The organism is Stenotrophomonas sp. 109824_Sma (genome assembly GCF_056480025.1).
Genome location: NZ_CM151078.1, coordinates 2,026,313 through 2,042,485, shown reverse-complemented (window position 1 = coordinate 2,042,485; position 16,173 = coordinate 2,026,313). Strand labels below are relative to the sequence as shown.

15 protein-coding genes are annotated in these 16,173 nt (G+C 67.3%); 9 read left to right on the top strand and 6 right to left on the bottom strand.

Annotated elements, in window-relative coordinates; translation table 11 throughout:
* The first annotated feature begins 7 nt into the window (after nucleotides 1-7).
* Genes ACZK1G_RS09775 through ACZK1G_RS09765 form a run of 3 tightly spaced genes read left to right on the top strand, consistent with a single transcriptional unit; the run spans nucleotide 8 to nucleotide 3,053 of the window.
* Nucleotides 8-1,063 (top strand): quinone-dependent dihydroorotate dehydrogenase, encoded by a 1,056-nt coding sequence (locus ACZK1G_RS09775; RefSeq protein WP_014036956.1) that lies wholly within the window; start codon nucleotides 8-10, stop codon nucleotides 1,061-1,063.
* An 8-nt stretch (nucleotides 1,064-1,071) separates the two neighbouring features.
* Nucleotides 1,072-2,133, top strand: coding sequence for a UDP-N-acetylmuramate dehydrogenase (murB, locus tag ACZK1G_RS09770; protein ID WP_101766398.1), 1,062 nt, complete (start codon nucleotides 1,072-1,074; stop codon nucleotides 2,131-2,133).
* Nucleotides 2,134-2,165: 32 nt separating this feature from the next.
* Nucleotides 2,166-3,053: a DMT family transporter gene (locus ACZK1G_RS09765; RefSeq protein ID WP_101766399.1), complete on the top strand. Its 888-nt coding sequence runs from the start codon at nucleotides 2,166-2,168 to the stop codon at nucleotides 3,051-3,053.
* A 139-nt stretch (nucleotides 3,054-3,192) separates the two neighbouring features.
* On the opposite strand, the gene ACZK1G_RS09760 is transcribed toward ACZK1G_RS09765, so the two are convergent.
* The 4 genes from ACZK1G_RS09760 to ACZK1G_RS09745 all read right to left on the bottom strand — a co-directional run bounded on the left by ACZK1G_RS09760 (nucleotide 3,193) and on the right by ACZK1G_RS09745 (nucleotide 6,819).
* Nucleotides 3,193-4,197: an aminoglycoside phosphotransferase family protein gene (locus ACZK1G_RS09760; RefSeq protein WP_101765354.1), complete on the bottom strand. Its 1,005-nt coding sequence runs from the start codon at nucleotides 4,195-4,197 to the stop codon at nucleotides 3,193-3,195.
* Between the two features lie 99 nt (nucleotides 4,198-4,296).
* The gene (locus ACZK1G_RS09755; RefSeq protein ID WP_049445838.1) at nucleotides 4,297-5,331 is read right to left on the bottom strand and encodes a heparan-alpha-glucosaminide N-acetyltransferase domain-containing protein; all 1,035 of its coding nucleotides are present in this window, start codon (nucleotides 5,329-5,331) and stop codon (nucleotides 4,297-4,299) included.
* Nucleotides 5,328-5,918: a TetR/AcrR family transcriptional regulator gene (locus ACZK1G_RS09750; RefSeq protein ID WP_101765353.1), complete on the bottom strand. Its 591-nt coding sequence runs from the start codon at nucleotides 5,916-5,918 to the stop codon at nucleotides 5,328-5,330. The genes ACZK1G_RS09755 and ACZK1G_RS09750 overlap by 4 nt, the downstream gene beginning before the upstream one ends.
* A 97-nt stretch (nucleotides 5,919-6,015) precedes the next feature.
* Entirely contained in the window at nucleotides 6,016-6,819 is an 804-nt protein-coding gene (locus ACZK1G_RS09745; RefSeq protein WP_197621920.1) for an APH(3')-II family aminoglycoside O-phosphotransferase, read from the bottom strand.
* Between the two features lie 128 nt (nucleotides 6,820-6,947).
* Here ACZK1G_RS09745 and ACZK1G_RS09740 point away from each other — a divergent pair, with 128 nt between their 5' ends.
* The 4 genes from ACZK1G_RS09740 to ACZK1G_RS09725 all read left to right on the top strand — a co-directional run bounded on the left by ACZK1G_RS09740 (nucleotide 6,948) and on the right by ACZK1G_RS09725 (nucleotide 10,656).
* Nucleotides 6,948-7,085, top strand: a complete 138-nt coding sequence (locus ACZK1G_RS09740) for a hypothetical protein (RefSeq protein WP_233490854.1) — start codon at nucleotides 6,948-6,950, stop codon at nucleotides 7,083-7,085.
* A gap of 53 nt (nucleotides 7,086-7,138) precedes the next feature.
* A complete protein-coding gene (locus tag ACZK1G_RS09735) occupies nucleotides 7,139-7,867 on the top strand; it encodes a GNAT family N-acetyltransferase (RefSeq protein WP_101765351.1) in 729 nt (242 codons plus the stop codon).
* Nucleotides 7,868-7,896: 29 nt separating this feature from the next.
* Complete coding sequence (locus ACZK1G_RS09730) at nucleotides 7,897-8,613, top strand: SDR family NAD(P)-dependent oxidoreductase (protein WP_101765350.1); 717 nt, start codon at nucleotides 7,897-7,899, stop codon at nucleotides 8,611-8,613.
* A gap of 96 nt (nucleotides 8,614-8,709) precedes the next feature.
* A complete protein-coding gene (locus ACZK1G_RS09725; RefSeq protein WP_101765349.1) occupies nucleotides 8,710-10,656 on the top strand; it encodes an EAL domain-containing protein in 1,947 nt (648 codons plus the stop codon).
* On the opposite strand, the gene ACZK1G_RS09720 is transcribed toward ACZK1G_RS09725, so the two are convergent.
* Nucleotides 10,653-11,264: a TetR/AcrR family transcriptional regulator gene (locus tag ACZK1G_RS09720; protein ID WP_049445826.1), complete on the bottom strand. Its 612-nt coding sequence runs from the start codon at nucleotides 11,262-11,264 to the stop codon at nucleotides 10,653-10,655. The genes ACZK1G_RS09725 and ACZK1G_RS09720 overlap by 4 nt on opposite strands.
* Nucleotides 11,265-11,368: 104 nt before the next feature.
* Here ACZK1G_RS09720 and ACZK1G_RS09715 point away from each other — a divergent pair, with 104 nt between their 5' ends.
* Nucleotides 11,369-12,445 carry an MBL fold metallo-hydrolase gene (locus ACZK1G_RS09715; RefSeq protein ID WP_101765348.1) on the top strand — a complete coding sequence of 359 codons (1,077 nt, stop codon included), beginning with the start codon at nucleotides 11,369-11,371 and terminating at the stop codon, nucleotides 12,443-12,445.
* Nucleotides 12,446-12,524: 79 nt separating this feature from the next.
* Here ACZK1G_RS09715 and ACZK1G_RS09710 read toward each other — a convergent pair whose 3' ends face one another.
* On the bottom strand, nucleotides 12,525-12,821 hold the full coding sequence (locus ACZK1G_RS09710; RefSeq protein ID WP_197621919.1) for a hypothetical protein: 297 nt from the start codon (nucleotides 12,819-12,821) through the stop codon (nucleotides 12,525-12,527).
* 230 nt (nucleotides 12,822-13,051) lie between these two features.
* On the opposite strand from ACZK1G_RS09710, the gene ACZK1G_RS09705 reads away from it, so the two are divergent.
* A complete protein-coding gene (locus tag ACZK1G_RS09705) occupies nucleotides 13,052-16,171 on the top strand; it encodes a discoidin domain-containing protein (RefSeq protein ID WP_197621918.1) in 3,120 nt (1,039 codons plus the stop codon).
* Nucleotides 16,172-16,173: the final 2 nt, after the last annotated feature.

Genomic DNA, 16,173 nt, shown 5'->3' with positions numbered 1-16,173 from the left:
CCGACGCATGTATTCGCTTGCCCGCCCCTTCCTGTTCTCGCTCGACGCCGAGCGCGCCCACGGCCTCGGCCTGTCCGCACTGGACCTGGCCTATCGCACCGGTACCACGCCGCTGCTGGCCGCACGCATCGCGCCGATGCCCAGCACGGTGTTCGGGCTGACGTTCCCCAACCCGGTCGGCCTGGCCGCCGGCCTGGACAAGAACGGCGAGCACATCGATGCATTGTTCGCGCTGGGCTTCGGCTTCGTTGAAATCGGCACCATCACCCCGCGCCCGCAGGCAGGTAATCCGCAGCCGCGCCTGTTCCGCCTGCCGGAACACAACGCGATCATCAACCGCATGGGCTTCAACAATGCGGGCGTGGACGCACTGGTGCGCAACGTCGAGCGCGCGCGCAACCGCCGCGGCCTGCTCGGCATCAACATCGGCAAGAACAAGGACACCCCGAACGAACAGGCCGTGGACGATTACATCGCCTGCCTGGACAAGGTGTACCCGCTGGCCGACTACATCACTGTCAACATTTCCTCGCCCAACACCGCAGGCCTGCGTGAACTGCAGGAAGAAACCGCGCTGCGCCAGCTGGTCAGCCAGCTGCGCGACCGCCAGGAAGACCTCGCGGCCCAGCATGGCCGCCGCGTGCCGATGCTGGTGAAGGTGGCGCCGGACCTCAGCGAACGCGACATCGATGCCGCCGCCCGCGTGCTGGGCGAACTGCAGGTGGACGGCGTGATCGCCACCAACACCACCATCGACCACAGCAAGGTGGCCGGCGACCCGTTGGCCAACGAGGCCGGTGGCCTGTCCGGTGCGCCGGTGCTGGAGCAGTCCACGCTGGTGCTGCGCCGCCTGCGTTCGCGCCTGCCCGAATCGGTGCCGCTGATCGGCGTCGGCGGCATCCTGTCCGGCGCCGATGCGGTGGCCAAGATGGCGGCCGGTGCCGCGCTGGTGCAGTGCTACAGCGGCCTGATCTTCCGCGGCCCGGCGCTGGTTTCCGAATGCGTGGAAGCGATCCGTCGCCGCCGCGAAGCGCCGAGCCGCGGCGCGGTGGCCCCGCTGTGAGCGCGCCCATGGATACCGTCGACGGCAACGCCCCGCTGCGCTGGACGCTTACCCGCAATGCGCCCCTGCAGGCACTGAACACCTTCCATGTGCAGGCCAGCGCCGCGCAACTGCTGGAACTGCACGATGCCGCGCTGCTGCCGGAGGTGCTGGCACTGCCCGAGGTGGCCAACGGCCCGCTGCTGGTGCTGGGTGCCGGCAGCAACGTGCTGATCGCCGAGGACCTGCCGGGCACCGTGCTGGTGTTCGGCAACCGTGACATCAGTTTCCTTGAACACCGCGCCGACCACGCGGTGGTCCGCGCCGGTGCCGGCGTGCCGTGGCATGGCCTGGTGATGTGGTCGCTGCAGGAAGGCCTGTCCGGCCTGGAAAACCTGGCCCTGATTCCCGGTACTGCCGGTGCCGCGCCGATCCAGAACATCGGCGCCTATGGCGCGCAGGTCGGCGAGTTCATCCAGGCGGTCGAAGCCTGGGACTGCCAGGAACAGGCCTGGGTGCGGCTGGACAACGAACAATGTGGTTTCGCCTACCGCGACAGCGTGTTCAAGCAGCAGCCCGATCGCTACCTGATCACCGCCATCGAACTGAAGCTGCCGCTGCTGCATGACCTGCGCATGGACTACGCCGGCATCCGCGAGGAACTTCAGGCGCAGGGCGTGGAGCTGCCCGGTGCGGTGGACGTGGCCAATGCGGTGATCGCAATCCGCCGCCGCAAGCTGCCCGACCCGGATGTACTGGGCAACGCCGGCAGTTTCTTCAAGAACCCGGTACTGCCGCTGGAACAGGTCGACGTGCTGCTGCAGCACTTCCCCGACCTGCCGGTGTTCCCGTCCGAGCAGGACGACAAGCGCAAGGTCTCGGCGGCCTGGATGATCGAATCCTGCGGCTGGAAGGGCTTCCGCGACGGTGATGCCGGCGTGGCCCCCAGCCATGCACTGGTCCTGGTCAACCACGGCAACGCCACCGGCGCTGAACTGCTGGCACTGGCGCGCCGCATCTCGGCCTCAGTGCTGGAAAAATTTGGCGTGCCGATCGAACCGGAGCCACGCCTGCTCGGCGCGCAGTGGTGAACAACCCCGTCCTTTCCCCCAGCGCCACCCCGATGCGGGCGGCGCTGCTGATGCTCGGCAGCACGATGGCGTTCGGCCTGATGGCGGTAGCGATCCGCTATGCCACGCGCTACGTGCCAACCCAGGAAGTGGCGTTCTTCCGCAATGCCTTCGGCCTGCTGGCGCTGCTGCCGATGCTGGTGCGGCCCGGCCGTGCGCCCTTGAAGACGCAGCAGCTGCCACGCTATTTCGTGCGCAGTGCGATCGGCCTGGGCTCAATGCTGTGCGCATTCTGGGCGCTGGGCCATCTCCCGTTGGCGCAGGCGGTTTCGCTCTCGTACTCCACGCCGCTGTTCGTCACCATTGCCGCCGTGCTGTGGCTGGGCGAAACCGTGCGCGTGCGCCGCTGGGCCGCGGTCGTGGTCGGCTTCATCGGCGTGCTGGTGATCGTGCGCCCCGGCACGGCCGGCTTCACCGCCGGCAGCCTGGTGGCCGTGGGCGCGGCGGTGCTCAGCTCGCTGGTGGCGATCCAGATCAAGCAGCTCACCCGCGTCGACAGTGCCGATACCGTGGTGCTCTATACCTACGTGTTCTGGGTGCCGCTGTCGCTGGTCCCAGCGTTGTTCGTCTGGGTCTGGCCGACCGGATCAGCCTGGCTGTGGCTGCTGGCCACCGGCGTGCTCGGTACCATCGGCCAACTGCTGTGGACCCGCGCGCTACGGCTGGGCGAAGTCTCCGCCCTGACTCCGATCAGCTTCCTGCAGCTGCCGCTGGTGACGCTGTTCGGCTGGTTGCTGTTCCACGAGAGCGTGGACCGCTGGACGATCATGGGTGCCGGCATCATCCTCGCCGCCAACGCCTACATCGCCCACCGCGAAGCCGTGCTGTCGCGCCGCGCCGCGAGCGCGGCCGCCTCTGCAGCGGCCAAGCCCGCCGAGTAGAGCCACGCCCTGCGTGGATGATCCCTGCACCTGATCAACGATGGCGGCCCGAAGAGCCGCCGAGCGCAACTGTAGAGTCGAGCCATGCTCGACTCATCGCGCGCAGCGCGACGCTTCATCGATGGCAGGTGACGAGCATTTACAGCGCGCGATACACCCGCTCTGCCGCGTCGAACACATTGCCCGGTGCGAACTGTTCGCTGAGGAAATGCAGCGACTGCCGGCGCAGCTGCGGCGAACGATCCTCGCCATCGCTGCCCAGCAGAACCTGCTGGAACTCGATCAGGTCCTGCAGGATGCGCCAGTGCCGGTACCAGGCAATCCAGCGCGGGTCGCCGTGGTCGCTGCCATAGCCCTCCTCGAAACCCAGCGGATTCTCGCGGCCCCAGCGCCCGCCCACCGCGGCGCCGATGAACATCAGGTCGCGCTCGCGCGGTGCCAGCGACAGGCCATCCCAGTCGATCACGTGCAGGCCGCCGTCGTTGCCCATCAGCAGATTGCCGGCATGCAGGTCGGTATGGCACAGGTGCAGCGCCACCGGGACCTCCTGCAACGCCGCGTGCAGCTGCACTGCCTGTGCGTGCAGCGCCGCGATGCGCGCGTGCTGCTGGTCCCATACGGAAACGAAGGCACGGCCCAACCCATCCCTGGCGGCGGCCAGGCCCTCGCCGGCCAACCATTGTCCGACCGTATCAAGCGCCGCGGTTTCCATCCGCAGGCTCGGCAGTGCCTCCTGCAGCGCCGGCGGCGGGCGCGCCTCGTGCAGGCGCCGCAGCACCTCGCCCAATCGTTGCCACTGCGTGCGACTCAACGCGGCCTCGAAGCCGGACTGGCCTTCCACGTACGGAAACAGGGTGAACTGCAGGCCCCAGCGCTGCACCGACGCTCCACCGGTCAGGGCCGGCCAGGGCGCGACGATTTCCTCGATACCCAGCGTGCCGCGCAGCCAATGCAGGGTGTCCCAGACGGCGGGGGCAACCTGGTAACTGCGGCATTTCAACCACCATTGCCCGCGCCGTGCATCGATGCGATACACGCTGGCGTTGGCATCGGCGCCAACCGGGCGTGGCACCACGGCGTTGGCGGTGATGCCATAGGACTGCTGAAGGACTTCGCCGAGATGCTGCGCCGAAGCGGATGACATGGATGCAAGCGGAAAGTATTACCTGCCACCACTATCGCAGATGCGCGGGCCGCGACACAGACATGTCCGTCACAACATCGTGCCTGCGCGACCAATGTGCTAGCCGGCAATGCGCCGCATCACCGCTTCCAGCGGCCCCCGCGCGAACCGCCAGGACCACAGCCACGCTGCGCCCGTGGCCAGCATCAGGAACAACAACGCCCACAACAGCACGGCCGGCAGCGAAGCACTGCCATCGAGCAGGCCCAGCCATTCCAGCGTCCCCATTCCCAGCAGGATGTGGCCGACGTACAGGGTCAGGGTCATGCGCCCTGCCGCAGTGAGCGGCCCCAGCCAGTCCCCCGGATACCGGCGGCTGACCCACAGGCACATGGCAATCGCGCTGCAGGCCGCGCCTGCGCCGGTCAGCACGTAGGCCGGTCCCGGCGGCATCGGTTGCGTCCCCAGCCACGCCTGCCAGGGCGTGCCGTGCGCCAGGTGCTGCACCCCCTGGCCCGCGCCGAGCAGCAGCACGCCCAGCAGCAACAACGCATGCTGCACCCGCGGCTGCGACAGCTGCAGGCGTGCCAGCAGCATGCCCAGCAGGAAGAAGCACATCCAGGGCAGCAGGGGATGGAAGCCGTTGAACAGCAGGTTGCGCACGGCACCCGGCCAGTGCCAGAGACCGGCGTATTCCAGCGTCTGCCAGTTCCAGCCCTGGCTGTAGTCCCACTGCAGCAGTGCCCAGAACGAACCGGCCGCGAGGCCGGCGATGCTGGCCAGCAACACCTGCGGCGACGCGCGCAACCACAGCACCGCCAGCGCGAAATACACCGCGTAGTAATGCAGGATGTCGGCCGGGAACAGGGTCAGATTGAGCAGGCCCAGCACAAGCAGGAACAGCGCGCGCCGCCAGGTCTGCACGCTGGCCTGCATCCAGCCAGAGCGCTGCGTGGCCAGTACCAGGCCAAGTCCGGCCAGGGTGACGAAGGTCGCCGAGGCCTTGCCTTCCAGAAGACGGAAGAAGCCTGCCAAGCCACCCGTGCGCTCGGCAGGCACGGCCATCGCCAGGCGGAAATTGACCAGCACCATGCCGGCCAGCGCCAGATACCGCGCCAGATCCAAGCCGTGCAGCCGCCGGTCATCGGCGCTCATGCACGTGATCCCAGCAGCCGTGCCAGCAGTTCGAGGTCCAGCACGGCGTCCTCCACGCTGCCGGCTTCACCCAGGCCCTGGCGCAGCGCATCGCTTTCGATGGCATCCAGCAACACCTGCGCCTGCAGTGCCGGGGCCAGCGCAGGGCGCCGCCGCTCGCGCCGCGCAATGCCCTGCAGCGCATCGCCCAGCACCTGTTGAAGCTGCCTCCGGTTGGCCGCGAAGGCCTCGGCCACGGCGCGGTTGCGTGCACTCTCGGCCAGCACCTCGACCGCGAGCGTTGCCCACTCCGGTTGCCGGCACAACGCGTGGAAGTCCTGCAGGAATGCCAGCACCTGCGCGCGCTCGCCGTCGGCCGCCGCCAGCCGCTGCAGCATCGGGGCCAGTTCCTCGCTTTCGGCCACGGCCACCGCAAGGATGATCGCCTCCTTGCCCGGGAAGTGGTTGTAGAGATTGCCCAGACTGACACCGGCCGCCTGCGCGATGTCGCGCATGCTGGTCTGGTGGAACCCCTTGGCGAGGAAGCACTGCAGGGCCGCCTGCAGGATCAGGGTCACGCGCTGCTCATTGCGGTCGATTCGGCTCATGGCGCAGATAGTGAACGAACGTTCGTCCATTTTAAAGAATGAAGAGGTCCGCCGGCAGGGCAGCGTTCAGCCCCGCCCCAAGCCGGCCTGCGCGGCTTCAGAAGAACTCGTCGAGCAGACGGTAGAACGCCGGCCGCCGTGCGTCGGCCACAACGCCATAGCAGCGGAACAGCGGCGCGACCCACCGGGTGTCGCCGAAGTTGTGGACCAGGCTGCGCGCGGCCAACGCCAGATCCTGGTAGCGATCGGCCACGCCCAGCCGGCCACAGTCAATGAAACCGCTGAAACGGCCTTCGGCTGCCAGCAGGTTCGGCAGGCAGGCGTCGCCATGGCTGACCACCAGATCCTCGTGATCGGGCCGGGTGGCGCGCAGTTCGGCGAACACCTGCTGCGAGCTCTGCCCCAGGCGTTCGTCATCGAAGTCATCGGCGTCGACCAGGCCCGCCTCGACACGTGCCTGTGCGGCCTGCAGGCGCGAGGCCAGCCGCTGGTCGAACGGACAGCTCGCCACCGGCAGGGCATGCAGACCCCGCAGCGCACCGGCCAGCAGCTCCACCAGGTGCTGGGGCGCGAGCGCCAGCGACGAGGCCAGATCGTGGCCAGGCAACGCACTCATCAGCAGCCAGCGGCGCCCCGCCTCCTCGGCGGTAGCGATCACCGTCGGCGCCGGCTGGCCGTGCGCCTGCAGCCAGCGCAGGCGCGCGATCTCATCGCCCAGCTCACTGAAGGTGTCGATCACTTCCGACTTCAGGAAGGCATCGGCCTGCCCTGGACGATGCACGCGGGCAACGTCCGCACGCGATACACCGATCGACTGCCGTTCAATGCGCGCGTCGGCCAGCGCTTCCTGCCAGGCGTGAGGCAGGGGCATGCCATCCATGCGTGCGTGGGTTGCTTCCATGCCGGGGAACGCCTGTTGCCGATGACTGCACGGATTCTCGCTCATCCGGCATGCCCCCCGTCAACAGCAGTGATGATGGAGCTGTGCCTGGCGCGCTGAACATTCCCGTTACGGAACGGCATGCATGGATGGACGAACGGCCACGCACCGTCCACATTGTCGCCGACTGCCACGGGCCCTGCTGCGTGCTGTCCAACGATGCGGTGGCGATGCTGGACGAGGCCGGACTGGCGGCGCAGCATCTCGCTGCCGGCTACCCCGAATGAAAGACGTCCGGCCTGCAGGTGGATCTGCCCCGGCCCTGAGCGAGACCACTGTCATGGATGATGCGTTTGCCCCGATGATTGATGCCAGCTGGCGGCGCATCTGCGCGGGTGAGCGCATGCTGCAGGACGATCCCCTGTTGTACCTGGCCTGCAGCGATGATTTCGACGAGGGTGAGGACGGCATGCTGCTGCAACCGCTTGCTGGTCCTGCGCGCGCGGTGCTGCGCCCAGTCCTGGTCGAACGCCTGCAACTGCACGCACGCGCACATTGGACACTCGCACAGCTGCGGCAGCGGCTGATCGACGTCGGCCAGCGCACGCATGGCGCCGACCGCCTCTTCTATTTCCCTGCTGCAGAACTTGCGGCACTGGCCGAGCACCCTGCACCGCCCCACATCCGCCGCCTCGCTCCAGCCGACACTGCTGTGTTCAACGCGTTCCAGGCCAGCGCCAGCAAGGAGGATCTCGATGCCGCCTGGGTCGAGCTCGACCATTGGCAGGTGTTCGGTGCCTTCGACGGCGAGCAGCTGGTCGCGGCCGGCAGCCTGTACCCGTGGGGCCTGGATCCGGCACTCGCCGACATGGGCGTGCTGACACTGCGCGAAGCCCGTGGTCGTGGTCATGCACGCCGGCTCGTGCAGACGATGGCCGTATCCGCCCAGGCCTCCGGGTTGCAGCCGCAGTACCGCTGCCAGCTCGACAACACGGCCTCCATCACCACTGCCGAACGCAGCGGCCTGCGCGCGTTCGGCGACTGGGACCTCATCCTGGCGGCCTACTGATACCGCCACTGCACAACCAGGGAAGCAACATGAAATTGATGATCATCGGCGCCAGCAGGGGCCTGGGACGCGCGTTCGTGGAAGGCCTCTGTGCCCCGGGTGACACTGTGATTGGTGTCTCGCGCACCCGCCCGCACGGCATCGCCTGCCCTGACGGCGTCACCCTGCAATGGATCGAAGCAGACCTGTCCCAGCCCACCGCAGCGGCCGACCACATCGCAGCACAGGCACCGGCCGATATCGATGTACTGATCCACAACCTGGGTATCTGGGAAGACAAGGCCTTCAGCGACGAGTACGCCTTCCTCGATGAAAGCGATGCAGCACTCACGCAACTGGTCGACGTCAACATCACCGCGACCCTGGTCCTGCTGCAACGCCTGCTGCCCCGCGTACTGGGCGCAGCGCGCCCGCAGCTGGTGCTGACCGGTTCGACCTCGGCCCTGCCGCGCAGCGGCCGCCCGGAAGTGGCGTTCGGCGCCTCGAAGTTCGCCCTCAACGGCATCGCCGATGCGCTGCGCGAGGGCTTCCGCGATCGCCGCCTGGCGGTGACCAGCCTGCAGCTGGGCTACCTCAACACCGACGATGCACTGTCGGTGCCGGTTGCAGAGGCCGCAGCGCGCGGCGACGGTGAGCTGGTGCCGGTCCATGATGTCGTGGCGATGGTGCGCGCACTGCTGCAGCTGTCACCGTCCGGCTTCGTGCGCGAACTGGTGCTTCCGGCCATCGCAGACCCGCGCTACTGACCCGGCCGACCGGCGCAGGGCAGCATCAGTGGCCGCGCGCGCGGCCGTGGTTTACCCTGCTCGTCACTGGCCGTCGGTCACAGGCGGGAACCTGCTATGGATGCGCTTTCACGGGTCTCGGCCCAGGTCCTGGACAGCGCCCTGCCCAGCCTGCCGCTGTACCTGCTGCAGGCCACGGCGGTGATCGGCATGATCGGCGTGCTGCTGATCGCCACCCGTCGCGCCGGGCACGCCATTGAAGGCCGTCGCCTGTATGTCGGCGTGGCACTGGGCCTGATCTACCTGTTCAATTCCTGGTTCGTGGCCCGTTACACCCAGGGCGTGGTCAAGCTGCACCTCGGCTTCGACATCCTGCTGGTCAGTGGCCTGCTCGGCGGATGGCGTGGCGGCCTGGCCTGCCTGGCCGCCGCCCTGCTGGCCCGCTACCAGTTCGTCGGCACCCAGTTCTTCCTGCCTGCCAGCCTTGAGGCCGCGTTGCAGATGATGGCCGGTGTCTGGCTGCGCAGGCGCCTGCACCCACGCATGCTCAACGAGCTCTCGCCGCGCATGATCCTGCAGGCGTGGTCCGTGCGCATCGGAATGACCGCTCTGGGCCTGGCGCTGGGTGTGGCGATCATTGGCGCCGACCAGCTGCCGGTGGCCGAACTGGCGATCCAGCGCCTGTTGGCACTGCCGGTCTCGCTGCTGATGCTCGGCGCGGTGTTCGCGCTGGTCTACAACGATGCCCAGATCGATGCACAGCGCCAGCGCGAACAGGCCTGGCTGCGCGTCGACCCGATCAGCGGCCTGCCCAACATGCGGGCGCTGGGCGAACGGCTGCAGCATTTCTGGCGCGACAACGACGGCCTCGGCAAGGCCTGCCTGGTGGTGGTCGAAATGGGAAACCAGCGCGACCTGCGCCTGCGCTACGGCCCGCTGCAGGACAACGGGCTATGGCATCGCGATACGCCGGCGGAGGTCCACCGTTTGCTGCCATCGCTTCCAGTGGACGATGTGGAGGTCTACCAGTTCGGCGACGCCGCGCTGGCGATCCTGGTACGCGGCATGTCCTTGACCGAGCTGCGCATCCAGGCCCGTATCACCGAGCTGGCCTGCAATCTTGCCGACCGCGTCGGCCGCGACTGGCCGGGCTTCCGACCACTGTTCCGCTGCGCGGTGGTCGAGCTGAAACCACCGACCGCCACCGATGAAGGTCACCTGCCGTTCCGGGCGATCACCCTCGCACTGAGCGCGATCGAGTCGGGCGTGGTGTTCTTCGATGACCCGATCCAGCGCGACAGCGAGATCGATGCGCTGATCGAGGTCGCGCTCGAGCGCTGGCTGCAGCAGGGTGACGCCCCGCTGTGCTACCAGCCCAAGCATCGCCTGCACGATCGCCAGCTGGTTGGCGCCGAAGCACTGCTGCGCATGCGCGATGGCGAAGGCCGGCCGATTGCCCCCATGCGGGTGATCTCGCTGCTGCGCCGGCAGGGCCGGCTGGCAGACCTGGAATGGGCAACGCTGCAGTCGGCGGTGCACTTCCTGCAGCACTGCCGGCAGGACGGCGCGGCGCTGACCGTCGCAGTCAATGTGTCAGCCGAATCCCTGCGCCTGCCCGACTTCGGCCTGCGCCTGCAGGAGCTGCTGCAGCTGCACGACATCCCCGGTGCGATGCTGCGGCTGGAAATCGTCGAGTGGACCGAGATCGTCGAGCGCGACGTGGTCGATGCCAACATCGCACAGCTGCTGGCAGCCGGGACCACCCTGTCGCTGGATGATTTCGGCGCGGGCTATTCGACCCTGATCCTGCTTTCGCAGCTGGCCATCGCCGAGGTCAAGATCGAGCAGGCGTTGATCGCCACGCTGTCCGACGCCAAGTCGCAGTCGATCGTGCGCTTCATCGTCGAAGTCGCGCACCGCTGCGGTGCGATCGTGGTGGCCGAAGGCACTGAAACCCTGGCGCAGGAACAGCAACTGCGCGCACTTGGGGTGGATGTCGGCCAAGGCTATCTGTACTCGGCAGCGCTACCGGCCGACGAGTTCCGTCGCTTCGCCGCCAACTAGACGGCGTAGAAACCCAGGAACATGGCCACCGCCGATTCGGCGACGCGTGCGCGTTCCTGTGCGTTCAACGGCGGCTGCCCCATCGTCACCTGCGGCCAGAACGCGAAGCTCTTCACCAGCCCATGCAGCTGGTGGCCGGCGAATTCCGGATCGACCTTGCGCAGCCGGCCATCGGCGATTGCGGCGCGGATCCATGCGCTCTCGCCACTTTCCTTCTCGCCCATGCGGCAGACGATGGCCTGCGCCCGTTCCGGTGAGTGGATGATCTCGGCCATCGCCACCCGCGCCAGGTCGATGAAATTCCCGTCGCTGAGCAGGTCAAGCTTCTGGCCCAGCAACTGCAGCAGCTGCGCCTGCAAAGGCTGGTCCGCGCGATACGGCAGTGCGTCGCTGGCCACGCTGCGCTCCCACAGCTCCTCGAGGATCATCGAGAACAGCGCTTCCTTGCTCGGGAAGTGGTTGTAGACCGTGCGCTTGGAGACCCCGGCCACCTCGGCGATGCGGTCCATGCTGGTCGCCTCGTAGCCCGATGCACGGAACTCCTCCACCGCCGCGCGCACGATGGCTTCGCGTTTGCGGTCGGTCAGGCGTTGCGGGGCACGGGACATGGCGGAAACCTGGCAGCTGAACGGATACCTCAATTTTACACCCGGCAGTGTACTTTTGAAAAACAAGAAACTACACTGTGCAGTGTACCCAGCGGACGTCACCCATGAAGCGCCTGCTCCTTGTCCTTTTGCTTGGAATCCTCGCCGTGACCGCCTACACCTTCTGCAAGTCCTGGTCCCTCCCCGACTTCCCCGATTCGCCGCAGTACCGCGACGGCAAGTTCCGCAATGCCCTGCCGCGTCCTGCGATGGGCCTGCGCGACGGCGCGGAGATCTGGTGGACGTTCCTGTTCAACAAGCCCAAGGGCACCGTGCCCGCTCACCCGATTCCGGTGAAGCCGCTGGACCGCACCACCCTGGATGTTGCACCGGATCGCAGCCTGTTCCGGCTGGGGCACTCCACGATCCTGCTGAAGCTGCGCGGCCAGTACTGGTTGACCGACCCGGTGTTCTCCGAACGCGCCTCGCCGGTGCAGTGGATGGGGCCGGCGCGCTTCCATGCACCGCCGATCAGCATCGACGAACTGCCACCGATCGCCGGCGTGATCCTCTCGCACAACCACTACGATCATCTCGACCATGCCGCGGTGATGCAGCTGGCCGGCAAGACCGCGCGTTTCATTGCGCCGCTGGGTGTGGGCGACCAGCTCATCGCCTGGGGCGTGGATGCCTCCAAGGTGGAACAGCTGGACTGGTGGCAGTCGACCGAAGCCAGCGGCCTGCGCCTGACCGCTACCCCGGGGCAGCATTTCTCCGGCCGCGGTTTGGGCGACAGTGACCGCAGCCTGTGGGCGTCATGGGTGATCCAGGACGGCGACTTCCGCATCTTCTTCAGCGGCGACACCGGCTACTTCGATGGCTTCAAGGCCATCGGCGAGAAGTACGGCCCGTTCGACCTGACCATGATCGAAACCGGTGCCTACGATCCACGCTGGGCGTTCGTGCACATGCAGCCCGAACAGACCCTGCAGGCGCACCTGGATCTGCGCGGCAGGTGGCTGCTGCCGATCCACAACGGCACCTTCGACCTGGCCCTGCACGAATGGCAGCAGCCATTCGAGCGCATCACCGCCCTGGCGGCCGCAAAGAACGTGCCGGTGGCCACTCCGATGATGGGCGAAGCGCTGGACATGCAGGCGCCGCAGGCGGGTACGCGCTGGTGGGAGATGGTGGAGCTGTAACAGCGGGTGCGCGTGACCTGCCGGAAACCATGTAGAGCCGAGCCATGCTCGGCTGCTTCCGAAGAATGTGCCGTGGACGTCAAACAGGCTCAGCTCTTGAGCCACCGCAAGTGGAGGCGCTGGCAGGATTGCTGACATCGACATGCACGGTTATCAATTTGGCTTCCGGTACCGCACTCTGAACCTGCACGCATGCGGCACGCGCGACATCGTCTGCGGCTGTGCCCTCTCGCTGGAATCGCAACGCCAACACGCCTGGCGAACCACTGCCCAGCAGCGCATCGTCGCATCCCACCTCTGCAAGAGCTCGCTCAAATGCACTGAGATCTTTTCCGGTATCAGGCACTCGGTACATCAGCGTGAAACTGAATTCCATCATCAATCCATTTCAGATCGGTGGTCGTTGCCAATCAGGATAGGGGCCAACCGGCAGCCGTCCAGAGCCACATCCGTCAGCCAACCATCGATGGTGATCGCGCCTTGAACCGGTGAACGAGGCTGCCGGCCCAGTATCCGCGACCTATTGCAGTGCGTCATGTAACCGATTACATCCCTTGCTAGCGTAGCGCTCGCCCGATTCCGGCCGAACCTGCGAGGCTGTCCGTAATGACGTTGCGCGCCGAACGCTCCAAGGTCTCCACGCCGCCTTTTCCGTTGCACCCTGCCGCTGCCCTGCTGTTGGCCGCGCTGGCCTTCAGCGCACAGGCACAGACCCTCCCCTCGCGCAGCCAATGGCAGGCCAGCGCTTCCTCGCAGCAGGTACCGGCGATGGCGATCAGCCACCTGATCGACGGCGACCCGAAGACCGTCACCGGCGGTGCCTTCAGTCCGGGCCACTGGTTCCAGATCGATCTGGGCGCACCGACGCTGCTGGCGGGCGCACGGCTTACCTGGGATGTCTCCAATCCAGAGGGCTATTCACTGCAGACCTCGCTGGACGGCACGCAGTGGCAGACCGCGTACACCATGACCGATTCGCTGGGCGACGTGGAAACGCTGTACTTCGCGCCACGCCAGGCGCGCTACCTGCGGTTGGCCAGCCCGCAGCGCACGTCCGACTGGGGCGTGTCGATCTTCGAGATGGAGCCGCTGGACAGCACGCTCAGCGCACGCATCAGCGGTGTCGATGCAACGCAGGCAGCGGCGCTCTGGCAAGGCGGTGGCACCGTCGCGGTTCCAGCCGGAAAAAGTGGATCCCATACGCTCGAGATCATGCTGCCTCGCGTCCAGTCCACAGCCGGTCTCGCGGTCGACTGGGCCGACGGCGGGCGCGGCGCCGCCCGCTTGCAGGCGCAGGACGCACAGGGCCGCTGGCAGGATCTCGCACACGATGCACAGGCGGCCAGCCATCGGCAGAGTTGGCTGGCCGCTGATACGGCACAACCTCTACGTGCATTCCGCCTGAGCGTGGACGGTGCAGCCCCGCAGATCGCGCGCCTGCGCCTGCTTGGCCCGAAAGCCGTGATGACACCGATGAAGCGCTACCAGATCGCCGCCAGCGGCGCGCAGCGTGCGCTGTTCCCGGCGTCGCTGCAGATGCAGCAGACCTACTGGACCGCCGTTGGCGTGCACGCAGGGCGGCAGAAATCCATCTTCGACGAATACGGCAACCTGGAAGCATTCAAGGGTGCGCCGCTGGTACAGCCACTCTGGCGAAGCGCCGACGGGCGCGCTGCAGGTGCCGCCGGGCAGCCCGTACAGCACGCCCTGCGCGATGGCTGGAAGCCTATGCCTTCGGCCACCTGGTCGCCGCAGCCCGGGCTGGAGTTGCGCAGTGAGGTGTTCGCCATAGAGCGCGATGGCCAGCCGGTGACCTTCCTCCGCCATCGACTGCACAACACCGGCAGTACCCGGATCGACGGCACGCTCAGCCTGGTCGTCCGCCCCATGCAGATGAATCCGCCGTGGCAGAACGGCGGGCTGTCGCCGATCCGCGAGGTGCGCATCGACGGACAGGCCGTGCGCATCAATGGCCGCACGCTGCTGCACTCGCTCACGCCGGTGGCTGCGTCCGGCGTGGCGCCGTTCGGGAAGGACGGCGCAACGGAGATCACCGCGGACATCGCTGCCGGCGAACTGCCTTCCTCGCAGCAGGCACGTGATGACCAGGGTCTTGCCGCCGCCGCGCTCAACTACCGCGTGTCGCTGGCGCCGGGAGCCAGCGATGCCATCGTGGTCGCGTTCCCGCTGGGCACCGCCGCCACCGATGCCAACGGCGTGCTGCCCGAAGCGCCTGCGCTTGGCCTGGCCACGCTGCCCCGTGATGCCAATGCGGCGTTCGATACGCTGGCCACGCAGGCGTCCGCAGATTGGCAGGCGCGGCTGGGCCAGGTCGGCCTGCGCCTGCCCGATCCCTCGCTGGTCGACATGCTGCGCGCACAGGCTGCCTACATGCTGATCAACCAGACCGGCCCGGCCATGCAACCGGGCCCGCGCAACTACAACCGCTCCTTCATCCGCGATGGCATGGCCACGTCGGCGGTGCTGCTGCGCATGGGTGAAGCCCGCGTCGCGCGTGATTACCTGGCCTGGTACAGCGCGCACGGCGTGCATGCCAATGGCCTGGTTTCGCCGATCCTCAACGACGATGGCAGCGTCAACACCGGCTTCGGTTCGGATATCGAGTACGACAGCCAGGGCCAGTATGTGGCGCTGGTTGCCGACGTTGCACGCCTGGATGGTGGGCCCGAGTCGGTGCGTGACTACCTGCCGAAAGTGAAGGCCGCACTGCGCTTCCTGCAGGAACTGCGCGAGCGCACGCTGGTGCCCGGTTACAAGGCCGACCAGCCCGCGCCGGAGCGATTCGCGGGCATTCTTGCGCCGTCGATCAGCCATGAAGGCTATCCGTCGCCCACCCACAGCTACTGGGATGACTACTGGGGCCTGAAGGGGTGGCACGACGGAGCGTGGCTGGCCGAGTCGCTGGGTGACCACGAGACCGCCGCCTGGGCACGTCAGCAGTACAAAGCGCTGTACGACGCATTGCACGCCTCGATCCGCGCCACGATGGCGTGGAAGGGCATCGACTTCATCCCGTCCTCGGCAGATCTGGGCGATGGCGATCCCACGGGCGTGTCGATCGCACTGGACCCGACCGGCGCGCAGAACGTGTTGCCGGCGGATGCGTTGCGGACCACCTTCGCCCGCTACCTGGAAGACGTGCGAAAGCGCAGCCAGCCCGGTGCGCTGTACGCCTACACGCCGTACGAGATCCGCAACGTGCTGAGCTATGTGCATCTTGGCCAGCCGGACGTGGCTGACGAGCTATTGCAGGGCCTGCTTCACGACCGGCGCCCGCGTGAATGGCAGGTGCTGGCCGAAGTAGTGCATTCACGGCTGCGCTTCCCGCGCTACCTCGGCGACATGCCGCATACCTGGATCGGTGCCGAATACGGCCGCACGCTGTTCGGCATGCTGATGCGCGAGGACGATGACGCACTGTCGCTGCTGCCGGGCACACCGCCCTCGTGGGTGGCGGGGGATGGCTTGGCGGTGGAGCGCCTGCCGACCGCGTATGGCACATTGCAGATGCAGGCACGACAGCGCGACGGGCTGCTGACGGTGGCGCTTGGCGAGGGGCTGCGCAAGGACACCGCCGTGCGCATGTGGTGGCCGAACCGGACCGCGCCGAAGTCTGTGCGCGTGGATGGACGCAGCGTTTCCGACTTCGATGCCGAAGGTGTTCGGCTGGCAAAGCCGTTCAAAACGCTGGAGGCGCGTTGGTAGAG